The 19164-nt window shown below is 74.5% G+C and carries 14 protein-coding genes; 9 read left to right on the plus strand and 5 right to left on the minus strand.

Going from position 1 to position 19164, the window contains the following annotated elements; all coding sequences use genetic code 11:
- Window positions 1-157 precede the first annotated feature (157 nt).
- The 4 genes from ACIQGV_RS01960 (at window position 158) to ACIQGV_RS01975 (ending at window position 5189) form a co-directional block, all read left to right on the plus strand.
- Window positions 158-2320 carry an SWIM zinc finger family protein gene (locus tag ACIQGV_RS01960; protein WP_402489498.1) on the plus strand — a complete coding sequence of 721 codons (2163 nt, stop codon included), beginning with the start codon at window positions 158-160 and terminating at the stop codon, window positions 2318-2320.
- An 84-nt stretch (window positions 2321-2404) separates the two neighbouring features.
- Window positions 2405-3700: an alpha/beta fold hydrolase gene (locus tag ACIQGV_RS01965; protein WP_402489030.1), complete on the plus strand. Its 1296-nt coding sequence runs from the start codon at window positions 2405-2407 to the stop codon at window positions 3698-3700.
- Window positions 3701-3734: 34 nt separating this feature from the next.
- A complete protein-coding gene (locus tag ACIQGV_RS01970) occupies window positions 3735-4370 on the plus strand; it encodes an MBL fold metallo-hydrolase (protein ID WP_402489033.1) in 636 nt (211 codons plus the stop codon).
- A gap of 36 nt (window positions 4371-4406) precedes the next feature.
- A complete protein-coding gene (locus ACIQGV_RS01975; protein ID WP_402489036.1) occupies window positions 4407-5189 on the plus strand; it encodes an exodeoxyribonuclease III in 783 nt (260 codons plus the stop codon).
- A gap of 45 nt (window positions 5190-5234) precedes the next feature.
- On the opposite strand, the gene ACIQGV_RS01980 is transcribed toward ACIQGV_RS01975, so the two are convergent.
- Entirely contained in the window at window positions 5235-6950 is a 1716-nt protein-coding gene (locus tag ACIQGV_RS01980; RefSeq protein WP_402489039.1) for a GDSL-type esterase/lipase family protein, read from the minus strand.
- Window positions 6951-7176: 226 nt separating this feature from the next.
- Here ACIQGV_RS01980 and ACIQGV_RS01985 point away from each other — a divergent pair, with 226 nt between their 5' ends.
- Both ACIQGV_RS01985 and ACIQGV_RS01990 read left to right on the plus strand, forming a co-directional pair.
- Window positions 7177-7611, plus strand: coding sequence for a DUF6278 family protein (locus ACIQGV_RS01985; RefSeq protein ID WP_402489042.1), 435 nt, complete (start codon window positions 7177-7179; stop codon window positions 7609-7611).
- Between the two features lie 129 nt (window positions 7612-7740).
- On the plus strand, window positions 7741-8484 hold the full coding sequence (locus tag ACIQGV_RS01990; RefSeq protein WP_402489044.1) for an amino acid ABC transporter ATP-binding protein: 744 nt from the start codon (window positions 7741-7743) through the stop codon (window positions 8482-8484).
- Between the two features lie 235 nt (window positions 8485-8719).
- Here the strand turns inward: ACIQGV_RS01990 and ACIQGV_RS01995 are convergent, their stop codons facing one another.
- Window positions 8720-10291: an alpha/beta fold hydrolase gene (locus tag ACIQGV_RS01995; protein ID WP_402489047.1), complete on the minus strand. Its 1572-nt coding sequence runs from the start codon at window positions 10289-10291 to the stop codon at window positions 8720-8722.
- A 126-nt stretch (window positions 10292-10417) separates the two neighbouring features.
- Complete coding sequence (locus ACIQGV_RS02000) at window positions 10418-11173, minus strand: hypothetical protein (protein ID WP_402489050.1); 756 nt, start codon at window positions 11171-11173, stop codon at window positions 10418-10420.
- A gap of 129 nt (window positions 11174-11302) precedes the next feature.
- On the opposite strand from ACIQGV_RS02000, the gene ggt reads away from it, so the two are divergent.
- Complete coding sequence (ggt, locus tag ACIQGV_RS02005) at window positions 11303-13102, plus strand: gamma-glutamyltransferase (protein ID WP_402489052.1); 1800 nt, start codon at window positions 11303-11305, stop codon at window positions 13100-13102.
- Window positions 13103-13375: 273 nt separating this feature from the next.
- Here the strand turns inward: ggt and ACIQGV_RS02010 are convergent, their stop codons facing one another.
- Window positions 13376-15925, minus strand: coding sequence for an ATP-dependent Clp protease ATP-binding subunit (locus ACIQGV_RS02010; protein WP_402489055.1), 2550 nt, complete (start codon window positions 15923-15925; stop codon window positions 13376-13378).
- Window positions 15926-16266: 341 nt separating this feature from the next.
- A complete protein-coding gene (map, locus tag ACIQGV_RS02015; protein ID WP_402489058.1) occupies window positions 16267-17034 on the minus strand; it encodes a type I methionyl aminopeptidase in 768 nt (255 codons plus the stop codon).
- A gap of 32 nt (window positions 17035-17066) precedes the next feature.
- Between map and ACIQGV_RS02020 the strand changes: the two genes are divergently transcribed.
- Window positions 17067-17318 (plus strand): helix-turn-helix domain-containing protein, encoded by a 252-nt coding sequence (locus tag ACIQGV_RS02020; RefSeq protein ID WP_402489060.1) that lies wholly within the window; start codon window positions 17067-17069, stop codon window positions 17316-17318.
- A 99-nt stretch (window positions 17319-17417) separates the two neighbouring features.
- The gene (locus ACIQGV_RS02025; protein WP_402489063.1) at window positions 17418-19100 is read left to right on the plus strand and encodes a hypothetical protein; all 1683 of its coding nucleotides are present in this window, start codon (window positions 17418-17420) and stop codon (window positions 19098-19100) included.
- Window positions 19101-19164: the final 64 nt, after the last annotated feature.

The following is a 19164-nucleotide window of genomic DNA, read 5'->3' on the forward strand; positions in this document are numbered from 1 at the left end:
CCCGCAGACCACCGCGGCTCCGCGGACGCCCCCCGACTCGTCCGGTGCACAGCCCCGCCCCGCCGAGGAGGTCCGCCGTGCCCTGCGGGCCGCGCGGGGCCGGGCGGCGCCCGAGCCGGAGGCCGTGAAGCCGCTCCGGCGGACCCCGGCGGTCCGGGTGCGGCCCGAGGGCGGCCCGCCCCGTCCCGGTGACGCCGCCAGGGCGGCGCTGCGGCGCGGGACACCGGCACCGGAGGCCGAGGCCGCCGGCACACCGCCCACAGCGACTCCCACAACGACTTCCGCTCCGGCCGGGCCGACCGGAACCGGCGGACACGGCGCGCAGGCCGGCTCGCGGCCCGGCGACGCGGCCCGCGCGGCGCTGCGTGCCGCCCTGGCCGCCCGCGACGAAGCGTGTCGGACCGACGCCCCGGCCACGGACGACCGCCCGGACACCGAGCCGCCCCGGCGCGAGGCACCCGCCCGCACGGCCGCGCTCCGCCGACGCGGCACCCCGGAGACCGGTTCTCTCCGGGACCCGGCGGTCGTCCGCCGGCCTGGTTCCGTTCCGGATCCGGTTTCCGGGCCTGTTCCGCGGTCGGCTTCCGGGGCTGGGCAGGAGACCGGTTCTCTCCGGGACCCGGCGGTCGTCCGCCGGCCTGGTTCCGTTCCGGATCCGGTTTCCGGGCCTGTTCCGGAGTCGGCTTCCGGGGCTGGGCAGGGGGCTGGTTCTCTCCGGGACCTGACGGTCGTCCGCCGGCCCGGGCCCGTTCCGCAGTCGGCTTCCGGGCTCGGGCAGGAGGCCGTCTCTCCTCGGGATCCGGCGGTCGTCCGTCGGCCCGGTTCCGTTCCGGAGCCGGTTTCCGGGCTCGGTCCGGGGCCGATCTCCGGGCTCGCGCAGGGGCCGACGGCCGGGCACGCCCCGGAGCCCGGTCCCGCCGTGCCCGCACAGGAGGCCCCGCACCCCACCGCCCCGCACCCCGTCGCCCCGTCCATGGCCGCCCCCCACCGCGACACCGACCTGCGCCGCACCTTCCCCCCGTTCCGAGACCGCGACCGCGACCGCACCCGCCCCGCACCGCCCGGCGGCGGCCCCGCCGAGGACGCCCCCCTCGCCGAGACCTGGTGGGGCAACGCATGGGTGGCCGCGCTGGAGGAAGGGGCGCTGGACGTCGGGCGGCTGGTGCGGGGCAGGGGGTACGCGACCGGGGGACACGTGGACGCCATCACGGTCACCCCCGGGCTGGTGCTGGCCTACGTCCAGGGCAGCCGCCCGCGCCCCTACCGCGTCCAGGTACGGCTGCGCACGCTGGAGGACACCGACTGGGACCGGTTCCTGGACGCCGCCGCCGAGCGCCCCGCGCACATCGCCGCGCTGCTCGACAAGGAGCTGCCGCCCTCCCTCGCGGACGGCGCGGTGCCGCTGCTCCCCGGCCCGGGCGAGCTGGAGCCGCACTGCAGCTGCCCCGACCGCGGCCACCCCTGCAAGCACGCCGCGGCGCTCTGCTACCAGACGGCCCGGCTGCTCGACGCCGACCCGTTCGTGCTGCTTCTGCTGCGCGGCCGGGGCGAACGCGCGCTGCTGGACGCGCTGTCCCGCCGCAACGCCACCGCCGCGGCCCGCGCCGCCCAGGAGCGGGAACCGGCCGGACCGCCCGGCGTCCGCGCCACCGAGGTGCTGGCCCGGCGTCAACGGCCGCCGCTGCCCGCCCCGTTGCCGCCCCTCGCGCACCCCGAGCAGCCCCCCGCGTACCCGGCCGCACCCGGCGGACCGGACCCCCTCGCGCTGGACCAACTGGCCACCGACGCCGCCGCCCGGGCCCACGCCCTCCTCGCCACCGGCCACGACCCGGTCGGTGAACTGACCCTGTGGCAGGACGCGGTGCGGCTCGCCGCGGCCCGCCCCGGCTCCGGACTGACCGCCGCCGGCCGCGCCCTGTACGCCTCGCTCGCCTCCGTGACCGGCCGCACCCCGGCCGACCTGGCCCGCGCGGTCGCCGCCTGGCGCCAGGGCGGCCCGGAGGCGCTCGCCGTCCTGGAGGAGCCCTGGGACCCGCCGGCCGGCCGCTTCGACCGCGCCCGCCCCCTGCTCCTCGCTGCCGGCTTCCCCGCCTTCCGTCCCACCGGCAACCGCCTCACGCATCCCCGCGGTCATGTCCAGCTCCGCTTCGGCCGCGACGGCCTGTGGTACGCCTACGAGTCCGAACCCGGCGCCGACGACTGGTGGCCCCGCGGCACCCCCGACCACGACCCGGTCGGCGCGCTCACCGGCACCGGCACGGCACAGGAACCCTTCGTACGTCCGAGCGATCCGTCACCCGCGGTCATGAACGGAAGGTGAGGATCCCCGGTGACGGCACACAGCTCCTTGCGCGAGAAGGGGGCCCGCGCCCCGGCCGACGGGGGCTGCGGTTAGCGTGGAGCAGTGAGTGAGACGCATACCCCTGCCCTGCAGTACCGCTTCGACGGCCCCGAGGACGCCCCCGTCCTGATCCTGGCCCCCTCCCTCGGGACGACGTGGCACATGTGGGATCGGCAGGTTCCGGAACTGACGCGGCAGTGGCGGGTGTTCCGGTTCGACCTGCCCGGGCACGGCGGCGCCCCCGCCTACCCGGCGGGCTCGGTCGCCGACATCACCGGGCGGCTGCTCGCCACGCTCGACGGGCTCGGCGTGCAGCGGTTCGGCTACGCGGGCTGCGCGCTCGGCGGCGCCGTCGGCATCGAGCTGGCCCTGAGGCACCCCGAGCGCCTCGCCTCGCTGGCGCTGATCGCGGCCTCGCCCCGGTTCGGCACGGCCGACGAGTTCCGCCAGCGCGGGGTGATCGTCCGGACGAACGGGCTCGACCCCATCGCCCGTACCTCGCCCGACCGCTGGTTCACCGCCGGGTTCGCGGCCTCGCAGCCCGCGATCACCGACTGGGCGGTGCAGATGGTGCGCACCACCGACCCCGGCTGCTACATCGCGGCCTGCGAGGCGCTGGCCGCGTTCGACGTGCGCCCGGAGCTGACCCGGGTCGGGGTGCCGACCCTGGTGCTGGTGGGCTCGGAGGACCAGGTCACGGGCCCGGCGGAGGCGCGTACGCTCGTCGCCGGGATCCCGGACGCCCGCCTGGCCGTCGTCCCGGGCGCCTCGCACCTGGTGCCGGTGGAGCAGCCCGCGGCCGTCACCGACCTGCTGGTGCGGCACTTCTCCACCGCGTGGCAGCCCGCTCCCGACTCCGCCACCGGCCAGATGCCGGTCCTGGCGGCCCCCGCCCAGCCGGTCGCCGTGGCGCCCCCGCAGGTCGCGCCCATCGCCGAGATCGCCCCGCCCGCGGCACAGCCGGAGGCGGACGGCCGGGCGGACGCGTACGACGTGGGGCTCAAGGTCCGCCGCGAGGTGCTCGGCGACGCCCACGTCGACACCGTCCTCGGGTACGCGGACGACTTCTCGGCCGAGTTCCAGGACTTCCTCACCCGTTACACCTGGGGCGAGATCTGGGACCGTCCGGGCCTGGACCGCAGGGCACGCAGCTGCGTCGCCCTCACCGCGCTCGTCGCGGGCGGCCACCTGGAGGAACTGGCCGTCCACACCCGCGCCGCGCTCCGCAACGGCCTGACCCCGCCGGAGATCAAGGAGGTCCTGATGCAGGCGGCGGTCTACTGCGGGATGCCCGCCGCGAACAGCGCGTTCCGGGTGGCCCAGCAGGTCATCCGGGAGGAGACCACCCCCCAGGAGTGAGCGGGCCCCGGGCCCGGGCGGGAGGATGGTGGTCATGAAGCTGACCAAGATGTCGCACGCCTGTGTCCGCCTGGAGAAGGAGGGCCGCACGCTGGTCCTGGACCCGGGCGGGTTCACCGAGGAGGACGCGGCGCTCGGCGCGGACGCCCTCCTCGTCACGCACGAGCACCCCGACCACTTCGACGAGGGACGGCTGCGGGCCGCGCTGGAGGCGAACCCGGCCGCCGAGATCTGGACGCTGAAGTCGGTCGCGGACCAGATCTCCGCGGCGTTCCCCGGCCGGGTGCACACCGTCGGGCACGGTGACACCTTCACCGCGGCCGGCTTCGAGGTGGAGGTGCACGGCGAACTGCACGCGGTGATCCACCCGGACATCCCGCGCATCACCAACGTCGGCTATCTGGTCGACGGCGGCCGGGTCTTCCACCCCGGCGACGCGCTGACCGTGCCCGGCCGGGCGGTGGAGACGCTGATGCTCCCGGTGATGGCGCCCTGGAACAAGATCTCCGAGGTCATCGACTACGTCCGCGAGGTCCGGCCGCAGCGGGCGTACGACATCCACGACGCCCTGCTCACCGACCTGGCCCGCCCGATCTACGACCGTCAGATCGGGTCCCTCGGCGGTGCCGAGCACCTCCGGCTCGCGCCCGGGACCTCCGCGGACGTCTGACGGGCGTTGTCGTACCCGCCCGGTAGGTTGTGGGACATGCGCATCGCGACCTGGAACGTGAACTCGATCACCGCCCGCCTGCCGAGGCTGCTGGCCTGGCTGGAGAGCAGCGGCACCGACGTGCTCTGCCTCCAGGAGGCCAAGGTCTCCGAGGAGCAGTTCCCGTCCGACCAGCTGCGCGAGCTGGGCTACGAGTCGGCGGTCCACGCCACCGGCAGGTGGAACGGCGTGGCGGTGCTCTCCCGCGTCGGCATCGAGGACGTGGTCAAGGGTCTGCCGGGCGACCCCGGCTACGACGGCTCGGTCGAGCCCCGGGCGATCTCGGCGACCTGCGGACCGGTGCGGATCTGGTCGGTGTACGTGCCCAACGGCCGTGAGGTGGACCACCCCCACTACGCCTACAAGCTCCAGTGGTTCGAGGCCCTGAAGGCGACCGTCGCGGGCGACGCCGCGGGCGACCGCCCGTTCGCGGTCCTCGGCGACTACAACGTGGCGCCGACGGACGACGACGTCTACGACGTGGCCGCCTTCGAGGGCCTCACCCATGTCACCCCCGCCGAGCGTGCCGCCCTCGCCTCCCTGCGCGAGACCGGCCTGTCCGACGTGGTGCCCCGGCCCCTGAAGTACGACCACCCGTACACCTACTGGGACTACCGCCAGCTCGGCTTCCCCAAGAACCGGGGCATGCGCATCGACCTGGTCTACGGCAACGAGCCGTTCGCCAAGGCCGTCACCGACGCCTACGTGGACCGTGAGGAACGCAAGGGCAAGGGCGCCTCGGACCACGCGCCGGTGGTCGTGGACCTGGACGTCCGGTAGCGTCCGCGCCCCGCGGCGGCCCGCGCGGCGCCTCCGGGGCTCGCGTCACAGCAGCAGCGGATCCACCGAGCCCCCCAGGGCCGCCATCCCGGCGTCCCCCGGGTGCAGATGGTCACCGCTGTCGTAGGCCGGCAGCATCCGGCCGGGGTCGGCGGGGTCGCGCAGCACGGCGTCGAAGTCGAGCAGCGCGTCGAACCCGCCGCCTCCGCCCCGCAGCCAGGTGTTCAGCTCGCCCCGCTCGGCCTGGAGGGCGGGTGTGCAGCGGGGTTCGCCCCCGCAGGGCAGGAGCGTCGCCGCGAGCACCCGCAGCCCCCGTGCGCGGGCGCGGTCCGCGACCTCGGTCAGCCCGGCGGCCACCTGCTCGGCGCCGACGCCCGCCAGAAGGTCGTTGATGCCCTCGAAGACGACGACCGTACGCACCGAGGTCTGGGCGAACACGTCACGGTCGAGCCGGTTGAGGGCGCTCACCCCGCCCTGGACCGTGGTGGTCCCGTCGCCGGGATAGATGTCGAGGACGAGGCGGTTGGCCGAGATCCCCTGGTTGAGCACTCCGTAGCGGAGAGCCGAGGACCGCGACCGCAGCAGGTCGGACAGGGCGTCCGGCCAGCGCCGGTTGGTGTCGGCGGTGGAGCGGCCGCCGTCGGTGATCGAGTCGCCGAGCAGCACCACGGACCCCGGCCCGCCTCCGACGTCCACACCGGTCAGCAGCGGCCAGTAGGTGATCGACGCCGGGAACGCCGCCCCCGAGACGTCGGCCGTGTGGTCGCCGGGCCCGCTGACGTAGGAGCGCTGCATCGCGAGACGGTGCACGGGCAGCGCGGTCACGGTGCCGGCCAGCCGGAAGCTGACCAGCAGATTGGTGTCGGCGGGCACGTCGAAGTCGACGGGATCACTGTACGCCTGGGCGCCGGCGGGGAGCGAGACGCCCGCGGCACCCCGGAAGGTCACCGGCACCGGAGCGGTCCGGGCACCGGCACCCTCCGCCTGTACGGCGACCGTCGCGGAGCCGATCCGCACCGGTGCCCCCGCGAAGGTGTTGTCGAACCGCAGCCGCACCCGGGGCCCGCCCGCCGAGGTGTGCACCACCAGCCGCAGGGTGGCGTCGGTCCACGGCCCCACCGCCGGGTGCCCGGAGGTGCCGGCCGCCCAGGTGCCGGTCCAGCCCGGCGACCCGGACCGCACCGACAGGGCGAAGACATGCAGGTCACCGGCGTACGGCAGGCGTACGGAGACGACCTCGCGGCCCGGCGCGAGCGGCACGGTCAGCACGTACAGCCGTGCCTGCTCAGCGAGTTGGCCGCCGGGGGTGTTGATGTGCGGCAGGGCGACGGCCTTGGTGGGGAGCGGGCCGGTGCGCCAGTCGGGGGCGGTGAGGCGGTAGTCGGTGGTGGTGCCGTCGGCGTAGGCGACCGTGCCGGTGCCGGAGGTGTCCTCGCCCGTTCCGGCGACCAGGAAGGCGAGGGCGTCCCCGCGGCCGGTGACATGCACCGGCTGTCCGGCGGCCCGTACGTTGTCCGGCCTGCCGGGCACCTTGCGGGGCCAGCTCAGTTCGGCGCCCTGCACGGTGAGGGTGGCACCGGGGGACCAGCCCGCGGCGGCGAGGTCCTGGGCCGACAGCGAGGATCCCGAGCCGTCGAAGTCGGCGGCGGACGGAGCCGTGTCGTCGCTGACGGCGGTGTTGTCGAACAGCTGCTCCAGCGGCTGTGCGAGCTGATCGGCGGTGGCGTCCGGTGCGGTCGTCGGCGCGGCCGAGAGGGCCATGACGAGGACGGCAGCGGCTGAGATCCGGCGGCTCCGGCGTACCAACCGATCCTCCCTCTCCCTCACGAGACGAACCGGCCGCTGTACGGTGGAGCGGCGCACAGTGAAGCTACGAACACGCTGCGTGTTCGTCAATCCGACCGTGTGCGGGCCGCGGGAAATCACCCGGAAGTGGTGCCCCGCGCGCCTGTGGTGCCCATGGCGGTGGGAATGCCACGCTGGAGGTATGAACATCCCTTTTCTCGGCCACCGGCAGAAGAAGAGCGGTGCGGCGGTGCTCTCCGCCGACGGAGGCGCTCCCGACCCCGAGGGGATCGCCGCGCTGCTGTCCGAGTGCGAGCTGCTGCGCTCCCAGGCGGCCGAGGCGGGGGTGGGGCTCGACGACACGGCGGCCTCGCTGGAGGCGCTGGACCAGCTGGTGCCGCGCTGGCGGGACGACGAGGAGGTCCTGCCCTGGCTCGGCAACGACGCCGGGCTGTACCTGGGCACGGTGATCGTGCGGACCGTGCCCGGCGCGGCCTGGGGCCTGTGGCCCCACGGGCGGCCGGTGGTGCGGCTGGCCTCGGGCCGTGAGGTCGACGTGGTGACGGCGGGGCACGAGTGGGCGGCCAGCGGCGTACCCGAGCTGTCCCAGCTGTACGGGGAGGTCGCGGAGGCGTGAACGGCCGGCACGCGCCGGGTGTGGGGTAATACGGCTAATACCCGGGAGGTGCGTGTCGCCGGTCGGCCCCCTTCGCCGGTGGATAGGTTGCGGCAGCCACGACACAGCTGGAAGCGAGTGGGGCTGAGCATGGTCGTCGATCCGTTGATCGAGCTGCGTGAAGTCAACAAGTACTACGGGGAACTGCATGTCCTTCAGGACGTCGACCTCACGGTCGGCAAGGGGGAGGTGGTGGTGGTCATCGGCCCGTCGGGATCGGGCAAGTCGACCCTGTGCAGAGCGATCAACCGGCTGGAGCCGATCCAGTCCGGCACCATCACCCTCGACGGCCGGCCGCTGCCCGCGGAGGGCAAGGCGCTCGCGGCGCTGCGCGCCGATGTCGGCATGGTCTTCCAGTCCTTCAACCTCTTCGCGCACAAGACGGTCCTGCAGAATGTGTCGCTCGGTCAGATCAAGGTCAGGAAGCGCAAGAAAGAGGACGCCGACAAACGTTCGCACGAACTGCTCGACCGGGTCGGTGTCGCCGACCAGGCCGACAAGTACCCCGCTCAGCTCTCCGGCGGCCAGCAGCAGCGCGTGGCCATCGCCCGCGCCCTCGCCATGGAGCCCAAGGCGCTGCTCTTCGACGAGCCCACCTCCGCCCTCGACCCCGAGATGATCAACGAGGTCCTGGAGGTCATGCGGCAACTGGCCCGTGACGGTATGACGATGGTCGTCGTCACGCACGAGATGGGCTTCGCCCGCTCCGCCGCCAACCGCGTGGTGTTCATGGCGGACGGCCGCATCGTGGAGGACCGCAGCCCGGACGAGTTCTTCGACACCCCGCGCAGCGACCGCGCCAAGGACTTCCTTTCGAAGATCCTCAAGCACTGAGGCGGTGTGCGCTCCCTCACGTCCGCGCGTCCCGCCCGGTGCCGGATGACGCGCACCGGGCGTTGCCCCGGGCCGGTCCTCGACTACGATCGGACCTTCGGCCCTTCGGTGAAGGCGGTCGCGGTCGCCGCCGCCGGACCAGGGACGCTGCTGCCGGGTGGGGAATCCCCCCACGGCCCCTCGACCGCGGGGGGCAGCAGACACAGAGCCATACCCGGCCGGCGGCAGCCGGAGATCACTGCTCGCGCAGCGGGACCGTCAGATAGGACGGATCGCTCGCCGGCGAGGAGAAGGTCAGCTGCGCGCCGGACGGGTTGTGCTCGATGTAGAGCGGGTCGACCGTGTCGACCACCAGGGCCAGCCGATGCCCTGCCGGGACGTCGTAGGCCGTGGAGAACACCTCCAGGTCGACACCGAACGGCTTCCCGGGGGTGCGCCCGTGGAAGGTGTACGGGGCGTGGCCGACCAGCTTGCCGAGGCCGAGCGGGCCCACGTCGTACAGGTGTGCGACGAGGGTTCCGCTCTCCTCGGTCGGCGTCAGGGTGGTGTGCAGCCGGGCCGTGCCGCGGATGTGCCGGTCCGTGGCGTATCTCTCCGACTGCCATACGGCGGCCCAGCGCCGGGGGAGCAGGGGCACGTACGCCATCGGCGGGAGCTGGGCGACCTGGTCGAGGATGCTGGACAGGAAGACGATGCCGCCGTCGGCGCCCGAGTCGACGTTCGCGCGGATGGTCCTGGTACCGGTGAGGGCGATCTTGCGGTGTGTCGCGGCCACCGACTTCCAGTCCGGATAGCCCTCGTAGGCGCCGCCCGTACGGGGCTTCAGCCGGACGGGCTGCTCGCGGTCGACCCCGTTGCCGGCGCCCTTGAGGTGGTGGTCGAACCAGCGGCCCGTGTCGGTCCACACGTCGTTGGGCAGCCCGAACAGGCCCGTCATCTCGGCGGTGGCATGGTCACCGGGTCGCAGCTGGAGCCGCTTGGGGCCCGTCAGCCTCTCGTAGAAGTCGGTGTACTGGCCGGGCGGGAAGACGGTGTCGCCCCAGGCGTTGGCGAGCATCACCGCGGTGCCGTTCTTGTTGAGACGGTCGACGTAGGTCGCGGGGGAACGTTTCTTCCCCCAGGCGATCAGCTCCGGCTCCTTCTCCAGGTTCGAGGCGTAGAAGTCCTTGAAGATGCTGCGGAGTTCCGGGCCGGGCCTGCCGGTGACGATGCCGGCTCCGTCGAGCACGGCACCGGCCTGGACGTGCTGGGTCCGGCCGGAGTAGATCGAGTCGATCAGATCGGCCCAGCCGCTGAGCGCGGCCACCGCCTTGACGCGCGGGTCGTGCGCGGCCGCGAGCAGGCTGATCCCGGCGCCGTAGGAGACGCCGGCCATCCCGATGCGGCCGGGGTCGGCGGGGGTGTGGGCGAGCGCCCAGTCGATGACCCGGGAGGCGTCGGCCAGGTCCGGCGGCCCGGCGACCTCGATCTCGCCGCCCGACTGCCAGAAGCCGCGCACGTTGTAGGTGACGACCACGTAGCCGGAGTCGGCGAGCCTCTGGGCCGGGGCGAGGTACTCGGCCTGCGGCAGCCCCCAGCTGGTGGGCAGCACGAGGAGCGGGTGGCGGCGGCTGCCGTCCGCGCCCGCGGGCATGACGACGTTGGCCTTCAGCACGGTGCCGCCGTCACCGGTGATGTCGACGAACCGGACGGGGTTCGGGGCCGCCTGGGCGGCGGGGGCGGTACAGACGGCACTGCCCGCGATCAGGGTCGCGGAGACGGCGCCGACAGCGGTGATGCGCAGCAGTCCCTTGCGGTGGGGTCGCACGGGTCACTCCTCACTCGTGTCAGTGCAAAAGTGACCTGACGGTAACCTTGGCCGGATACCACGGGTAACCCGTCGGTAAGTTACGTACGAGTAACGATCTTTGCCCGCGGGCCTGTTGAGGCCCGCTCAGCCGGCCCGGCGGGACGACCTCGGGGCCGGGGCCGGCAGTTCCTCCTGTGCCGCGCGGCTCACGTCCGCGACCAGTTCGACCACGTCGGGCCCGTACGCCTCCGAGTTGACGACCTTCAGCAGCAGGACGAACGAGCCCGTGCCGTGCTTGCGGGCGAGGCGTTCGTGGTGGCGGGCGAGGTAGCGGGTGGCGGCCTGGTTGGTGATGGGGGTCTGGCCGCAGAAGAGGAAGACCGGCCGGTCGCCGTTGCTCTGACTGACCGTCAGGCGGGCCAGCAGGACGTGCTCCGTCCGGCCGGCTTCGGCGCGATAGCGCTCCGAACCGATCTGGAAGGCGCCGCGGTCCGGCGTCGGCTCGGCTTCCACGTTCACCCGCACCCCCGGCAGCAGCGAGGACAGATGCGCCGCCATACGGCGGTTGGAGGCCGGACCGCCGACGCAGAACTCGGTGCGCTCGCCGAACCCCTGACGGGCCGTGTCGTGCGGCACGACCTGGGCGTGGGCGTTGCAGTCCTTGATCAGCGCGGCCAGTTCGAGCAGAGCGAACACGTCGTAGCGCATCACCGTCAGGTCCGGACCCGCCGCCCCGCGGTTGACCACCAGCAGCGACTCGGAGTTGTCGGGCAGTCCGAAGAACGCCTGCTTGCGGCGCAGCTTCCGGCGCCACAGATAGGTGCGGGCCAGCCAGCCGAGCGCCGCGCTGAGGCCGGCGGCGATCACGCCCAGAACGATGTTGCGCAGGTCGTCACTCATGGGCGCGCATGCTAGCGGTTTCGGCCGAACTCGCGTTCGGTGGACCGCGCCCCGCCCCGCGGGCGCGGTCCTGACGGGGACGGAAGTGTCGATTAGGCTGCGCGGACGGCTCCCCGACTGGAGGTGCGGATGCGTCGCCCTGTCGCACGGAAACTGACGGTCCTGGCGGTCTCGGCCGCCGTCGTGTCGGTGGGAGCGACGGCGCCGCCGGGCACCCCCCGCCCGGAGGCCCAGAAGGTCCCCGTCGCCACCGGGTACGGAGGAGCGGTCGCCAGCGTCGACGCGGACGCCTCCGCGGCGGGCATCGAGATCCTGCGCAAGGGCGGCAACGCGGTCGACGCGGCCGTCGCCACCGCCGCCGCGCTCGGGGTCACCGAGCCCTACTCCGCGGGCATCGGCGGAGGCGGCTACTTCGTCCACTACGACGCGAAGTCCCGCACCGTGCACACCGTCGACGGCCGCGAGACCGCCCCGCTGAGTGCCGGAACCGATCTGTTCCTGGAGAACGGCAGGCCGATCGCCTTCGCCGAGGCCGTCACCAGCGGCCTCGGCGTCGGCGTCCCGGGCACACCCGCCACCTGGCAGAAGGCGCTGGACAAGTGGGGCAGCCGCCCGCTCGCGCCGCTGCTGCGGCCCGCCGAGCGCCTCGCCCGTGACGGCTTCGCCGTCGACGCCACCTTCCGCGCGCAGACCGCCGCCAACGAGACCCGCTTCCGCGCCTTCCCCGACACCGCCGGGCTGTTCCTGCCCGGCGGACAGCTTCCCGCCGTGGGCTCCACGTTCAAGAACCCCGACCTCGCCCGCACCTACGCCGAGCTGGGCCGCAAGGGCGTCGACGCCCTCTACCGCGGCCGCCTCGGCCGTGACGTCCTCGACACGGTCAACCACCCGCCCGTGGACCCGGCCTCCGGCTGGAACGCCCGCCCGGGCAGGCTCACCGCCGAGGATCTGAGGGCCTACCGCGCCAAGGTCCAGGCGCCGACCAGGACGACCTACCGGGGACTCGGCGTCTACTCCATCGCCCCCTCCTCCTCGGGCGGCACCACGGTCGGCGAGGCCCTCAACATCCTGGAGAACACCGACCTCTCGAAAGCGGGCGAGGCCCGCTACCTGCACCGCTTCATCGAGGCGAGCCGGATCGCCTTCGCCGACCGCGGACGCTGGGTCGGCGACCCCGCCTTCGAGGACGTACCGGCGAGGGAACTGCTCTCCCAGCGGTACGCCGACTCGCGGGCGTGCCTGATCAAGGACGACACCGCCCTCACCAGCCCGCTCGCGCCCGGCGACCCGCGCCACCCGGCCGACTGCGCCTCCCCCGGCACCGCGGCGCCGACGACGTACGAGGGCGAGAACACCACCCATCTGACGGTCGCCGACAAATGGGGCAACGTCGTCGCCTACACCCTCACCATCGAACAGACCGGCGGCAGCGGCATCACCGTCCCCGGCCGGGGCTTCCTGCTCAACAACGAGCTGACGGACTTCTCCTTCGCGCCCGCGAGCCCGGCCGTGCACGACCCGAACCTGCCCGGACCCGGGAAGCGGCCGCGGTCGTCCATCTCGCCGACCATCGTGCTCGACCGGCACGACCGGCCGGTCGTCGCGGTCGGCTCGCCCGGCGGGGCCACCATCGTCACCACCGTGCTCCAGACCCTGACCGGGTTCCTCGACCGCGGGCTGCCGCTCGTCGACGCCATCGCCGCGCCGCGGGCCAGCCAGCGCAACCAGGTCACCACCGAACTCGAACCCGGCCTGTACGACAGTCCGTTGCGGGCCGAACTGGAGGCGATCGGGCACGGCTTCCGGCTCAACCCGGAGATCGGCGCGGCGACCGGTGTGCAGCGGCTGCCGGACGGCAGGTGGCTCGCCGCCGCGGAGCGGACCCGCCGGGGCGGAGGCTCGGCGATGGTGGTCGCCCCGGCCCCCTGACCGGTTCCGGGCCGGGTGCCCGTGCACCCGGCCCTCGCCGGTCGCGGCGCCAGGGCTGTGGCCGGAAAGGTCTGCCGGAAGGCTCGCGGCGTCCGGTGCCGGGGGTACCCCCACGCCTTTCGGGCAGTGGGGGAGCATCGCAAGGCGGAGCATCGCCCGCGTACCGGATGCACTCGGGTGATGCGACGACGCGGCGTGGGGGTGCCCCCGGCCGAAGGCCGGGGGAGGCCCGTGCCGGGTGCCGCGAGCCGGTGAACCTCTCCGGTCGCGGCGCTAGGCGCTGCCGGCCGTCGTCTGCGCGGTGTCCGGGTCCGTGCGGAAGTCCAGGTGTCCGTCCGCCACGTCCACCGTCACCCGGTCGCCCTCGGCGACCTTGCCGTCGAGCAGCAGCCGCGACAGCCGGTTGTCGACCTCGCGCTGGATGGTGCGGCGCAGCGGGCGGGCGCCGTACTCGGGCTGGAAGCCCTGCCGGGACAGCCAGTCGACGGCCGCGTCGGTGAAGGCGACCGAGATGCCCTGCGCGTTCACCAGCCGCTGGGTCCGCTCCAGCAGCAGATCGGTGATCCGGTGCAGCTGCTCGGAGGTCAGCCGGTGGAAGACGACGATCTCGTCGATGCGGTTGAGGAACTCGGGCCGGAAGTGGTCGCGCAGCGGGCGCAGGATCCGCTCGCGACGCGCCTCCTCGTCGGCCTCGCCGCCCGGCCCGAAGCCGATGCCGCCGCCGCCCCGGGTGATCGCCTCGGAGCCGAGGTTGCTGGTCATCACGATCACGGTGTTGGTGAAGTCGACCGTGCGCCCCTGGGAGTCGGTGAGCCGGCCGTCGTCGAGGACCTGGAGCAGGATGTTGAAGACGTCCGGGTGGGCCTTCTCCACCTCGTCCAGGAGCAGCAGCGAGTACGGATGGCGGCGCACGACCTCGGTGAGCTGCCCGGCCTCCTCGTGACCGACGTATCCGGGCGGGGCGCCCACCAGCCGGGAGACGGTGTGCCGTTCCTGGTACTCGCTCATGTCCAGGCGCACCATACGGTCCTCGCTGCCGAACAGCGTCTCCGCCAGCGCCCGTGCCAGTTCGGTCTTGCCGACGCCGGTCGGGCCGAGGAAGAGGAAGCTGCCGATGGGGCGGTCGGGGCTGGCCAGGCCCGCCCGTGAGCGCAGCACCGCGTCGGAGACCACCCGGACGGCCTCCTCCTGGCCGATCACCCGCTCGTGCAGATGCTCCTCCAGGCCCAGCAGCCGGTCCTTCTCCTCCTCGGTGAGCCGGCTGACCGGGATGCCGGTCTGCCGGGACACGACCTCGGCGACGGCCTCCGCGGTGACCTCCAGATGCCGGCCCTCGTCGGCCGCCTCGCTGCCGGTGGCCTCGTCGATCCGCCGCTTCAGCTCGCCGATCCGGTCGCGCAGCCGCATGGCCTCCTCGTAGCTCTCGTCCGCGACGGCCTGGTCCTTGTCCCGGGTCAGCTGCTCGGCCTCGCGTTCCATGGCCCGTACGTCGGTGCCCTTGGTGCGGGAACGGAGCCGGACCCGGGCGCCCGCCTGGTCGATCAGGTCGATCGCCTTGTCCGGCAGCCTGCGGTCGGTGAGATAGCGGTCGGACAGCTCCACGGCCGCGTCCAGCGCCTCGTCGGTGTAGCGGACCTGGTGGTGGGCCTCGTAGCGGTCGCGCAGGCCGCGCAGGATCTCCAGCGCGTCCTCGGGGCTCGGCTCGGGCACCAGGATCGGCTGGAAACGGCGGGCGAGCGCCGCGTCCTTCTCGATGCGCCGGAACTCCTCCAGCGTGGTCGCGCCCACCACGTGCAGCTCGCCGCGGGCCAGCGCGGGCTTGAGGATGTTGCCCGCGTCCATCGAGCCGCCCTCCCCGCCGCCGCCCGCGCCGACGACGGTGTGCAGCTCGTCGATGAAGACGATCAGCTGGTCGGAGTGGGCACGGATCTCCTCGACGATGGAGTTCAGCCGCTCCTCGAAGTCGCCCCGGTAGCGGGTGCCCGCCACCACGCCGGTCAGGTCCAGCGCCACGACCCGCCGGCCGGCCAGGATGTCCGGCACGTCGCCGTCGGCGATCCGCTGGGCGAGGCCCTCGACGATGGCGGTCTTGCCGACGCCCGCGTCGCCGATCAGCACGGGGTTGTTCTTGCCCCGCCGGGACAGCACCTCGACGGTCTGCTCGATCTCCGTGTCCCGGCCGATCACCGGGTCGATCCGGCCCTGGCGTGCCTGTTCTGTCAGGTCACGGCCGTACTTGTCGAGGGTCGGCGTCGTGCCGCCCGGCCGTCCCTCGGCGCGCGGCGGCGCCGTCGCCTCCGGGGTCTCGGGCGGCAGGGGGCCGGGGGAGAAGTGGGCCGCGTTGAGGATGTGCCCGGCGGCCGAGTCGGGGTTGGCGGCGAGCGCGCTGAGGACGTGCTCCGGGCCGATGTACCCGGCGCCCCGCGCGCGGGCCAGCTCGTGGGCGTCGAGCAGCGCGCGCTTGGCGGCCGGGGTCAGCGACAGCGAGGTCGGCGGCGGGGCCTCGGCCGGCTGATGCACGACCGGGCCGGAGCGTTCGTCGATCTCCGAGGCCAGCGAGTCGGGATCGGCTCCGGCCCGGCTCAGCAGGGTCCGTGTCGGCTCGGCCGACAGTGCCGCGCGCAGCAGGTGCTGGGTGTCCAGGTCACGGCTGCCGTGCTCGGCCGCGTACTGGGCGGCACCGCGCACCAGCTCCCGCGCGGGCTGGCTGAGCAGCTGGCCGATGTTGATCTGACGGGGCCCGGGGCGGGGTCCGCCGAAGAAGCGGGCGAGGAACTCGCCGAAGGCGTCGTACCCCTCCGGTCCGCTGAATCCGCTGGTCATGGCGTTCCCATCCGGCGTCCCTGCGCGGGCAGGGTCGCCCTCGCTGATCGACGTGCCGGAAACGGGTAACCCGGGCGAAAGCCGGTTACACCTGGCCGCGTTCGTAGAACACCTTCGCACGAACGGGGACCGGGGGCACCTTCAGCCCGGCGGCGCCGGGGGACGCGTTCGGGAGCCGACGGCACGGGCGGCCGACGGGGGCCCACGGGGCGGCGACACGGGTGGGCGGCGGGGTGACGGGGCGGTGACAGCGGCCGACGGTGGAGGGCGCACCGGTGGTGGAGGGCGCACCGGTGGGGCCGGCGGGCCGGTCGGGCCGGCGGCGAGGGGCGCCGGTGGGGTCAGCGGGCCGTCAGGATCCGTGGTCCGGAGTCGGTGATCGCCACCGAGTGCTCCGCGTGGGCCGCGCGGGAGCCGTCGTTCGTGCGCAGTGTCCAGCCGTCGCCGGCCTCGTGGTAGCCGTCGCGGCCGGAGGCGATGAGCATCGGCTCGATGGCGAGGGCCATGCCGTGCCGCAGCCGCGGACCGCGGCCGGGGCGGCCCTCGTTGGGGACCGGCGGGTCCTCGTGCATCCGCCGCCCGATGCCGTGGCCGCCGAAGCCCTGGGGGACGCCGTAGCCCGCCGCGCGGCAGACCGAGCCGACGGCGTGCGCGATGTCGCCGACACGGTTGCCGACGACGGCGGCCTCGATCCCCGCGGCGAGGGCCCGCTCGGCGGTCTCGATCAGCAGCACGTCCTCCGGGCGGGGGTGGCCCACCGTGAAGCTGATCGCCGAGTCGCCCGCCCAGCCGTCGAGTTGGGCGCCGCAGTCGACGGAGAGGAGGTCGCCGTCGCGCAGGCGGTAGCCGGTCGGGATGCCGTGCACGATCGCGTCGTTGACCGAGGCGCAGATCACCGCGGGGAACGGGGTCGTGGCGAAGGAGGGCCGGTAGCCGAGGAAGGGGGAGGTCGCCCCGCTCTCCCGCAGCACCCCGCGCGCCACCTCGTCCAGGTCCAGCAGGGAGACGCCCACGTCGGCGGCCTCCCGCACGGCCGTCAGGGCACGTGCGACGACCTGGCCGGCGGCGTGCATCGCGTCGATCGAAGAGTCCGTCTTGAGCTCCATCATGCCAATTACTATACCGGTATTAGAATGGTGTCATGGTGCGCACCCCCCTGACCCCGGAAGAACGCGAACGCGGCGAACGCCTCGGCCGGCTGCTGCGTGAGGCCCGCGGCGGCCGCAGCATGGCGGAGGTGGCGGCGCAGGCCGGCCTCTCCGCCGAGACGCTCCGCAAGATCGAGACGGGGCGGGCGCCGACGCCGGCCTTCTTCACCGTGGCCGCGCTGGCGCGTGTGCTCGGACTGTCGATGGACGAACTCGTGGTGAGCTGCGAGCTCGTGCCGGTCTGAGGTCCCTGCGCCCCCGTTGAAAACTCCCTGTAGCCGGGACGTAACACGGCTGGTGTTCGCTAGCGACCCGGAATGCTCCGGTCTAGCGGGGGTCGTACGATGACAGTGGATCAACTCCCGGATCAGGTACGGGAGTTCGCGGACTACCTGGACGGCCTGCTGGCCCGCCTCGACGGCGGTGGCTGGTACGGGGTGTTCTGGCAGCGCGACCCCGACGGCATGCGGGCCTGCCTCGACGGGCGTGAGGTGCCGCCCTGGGACGTGGTGGAGGCACTGCTCCAGGACGTCGCCGCGGAGCACGGCCCCGCCGCCGCGGCCGGGGAGGAGGAACGGGCCCGCGCCCTGCACGCGGCCGCGCTGATCGCCCACGACCGTCTCCCCGGCGGCCGCGAGGCCCTGGGCGACCGTCTCGACGTGATGCTCCGCGAACAGAAGTACGCCGCCGAACGCGTGGCCGCCCTCACCCACGCCCTCGCCACGGCGACGGGCGAGCGGTCCGAGTCCCTGCGTGTCGACCTCGCCTGGGCCCATGACGACCACGCCCGCGCGACGGCCCGGTGCGCGGAGCTGCGCCGCCGGACGGCCGCGCTGGACCTCGCCCGGGGCCCGGACACCCCGTACGCGCGGCTTCCCGAGGGCCGGACCCCGCAGGGCGGCCGGGGCCGGGGCCCGCGGACCGGGTACGGCCGGGCGCCGGGGGACGACGACGGCCGTACCCCGAGAGGCGGTGACGGGGCGCCGGAGGAGGGGGCCGGCGCCCTGCCCGGCCCGGGCGGGGCACAGCCGGGACGGGCGACCGGGAGCGCGCCCTCCGGCCCGGGCCCGTCCGCGCAGGCCGGGATGCGGCCGGGACGAGGAGACGAGGGCACGCCTTCCGGCTCCGGCCTGTCCGAACCGGGCGGGACGCGGTCGTGGGAGGCGGCCGAGGGCATGCCTTCCGGTTCCGGCGTTCCCGAGTCCGGCCGGGGTCGGCCGGGGCGGGCGGTCTGGCGTGCGCCCTCCGGTCCGGAGACCCCGGAACTCCCCGTCCCCGGACCGCGCAAGCGGCGTCGTGGCGGGGCCCGGTTCGCCGGGGCGGGCGAGGAGGAGGGGGCAGGGGCCGTGCCGGAGGTGGTGGTGCCCGAGATGCCGGGGCGCGACGGGAACGGAAGGCGTACGCCCCGGGGAGCCAGGTTCGCGGGGGTCGCGCAGGAGCCGCGGCACACGGCCGCCCCGCCGCGGGCGGAGGGCGGCGAGGCCCGGGCCGGCGGCGGCGAGCCCCGGGCCGAGATCGCCGGGGTCGTCCGGACGCTGGCGCACCTGCGCGGCGAGGGCCGCAGCGGCGAGGCGCACGCGCTGCTGGCCGAGGCCGCGCACTGGCCCGCCGCCCGGCTGCCGGCGCTCGCCGGAGAGCTGGAGCGGGCCGGACTCGGAGCGGACTGGGCGACCCTGCTGTGGGAGGCGGCCTCGCTGCCCGCCGACCGGCTGGTCGACGCGGCGGACGCGCTGGCCGGGGCCGGCCGGGACGCCGACGGGCAGCAGATCCTGCGGCAGGGCGTGGTCCGGCCGGCCGGCGAGGTCGGACGGGCCGTCGTGGCGCTGGAGGCCGACGGACGGCACCGCGACGTCCGCGCGCTGCTCGACGCCTACGTCCGCGTCCGAACCCCCGAGGAGGCCGCCCGCAGCGCCGCCGAGGACCCGCCCACCCTGGTGCCGCTGCTGCTGGAGGCCGCCGAGGGCGTGTCCGGCCCGCGCTACCGGGACCTGCTGCACGCCCTGCGCGTCGCCGGCCTCGCGGCCTGAGGGCGGGCGCCGGGCCGGAAGGCCGGCGGCGCGCACCCGGCCCGCCGCCCCGCGCACGCGCGAC

Source organism: Streptomyces sp. NPDC093094, assembly GCF_044754345.1.
GTDB lineage: Bacteria > Actinomycetota > Actinomycetes > Streptomycetales > Streptomycetaceae > Streptomyces.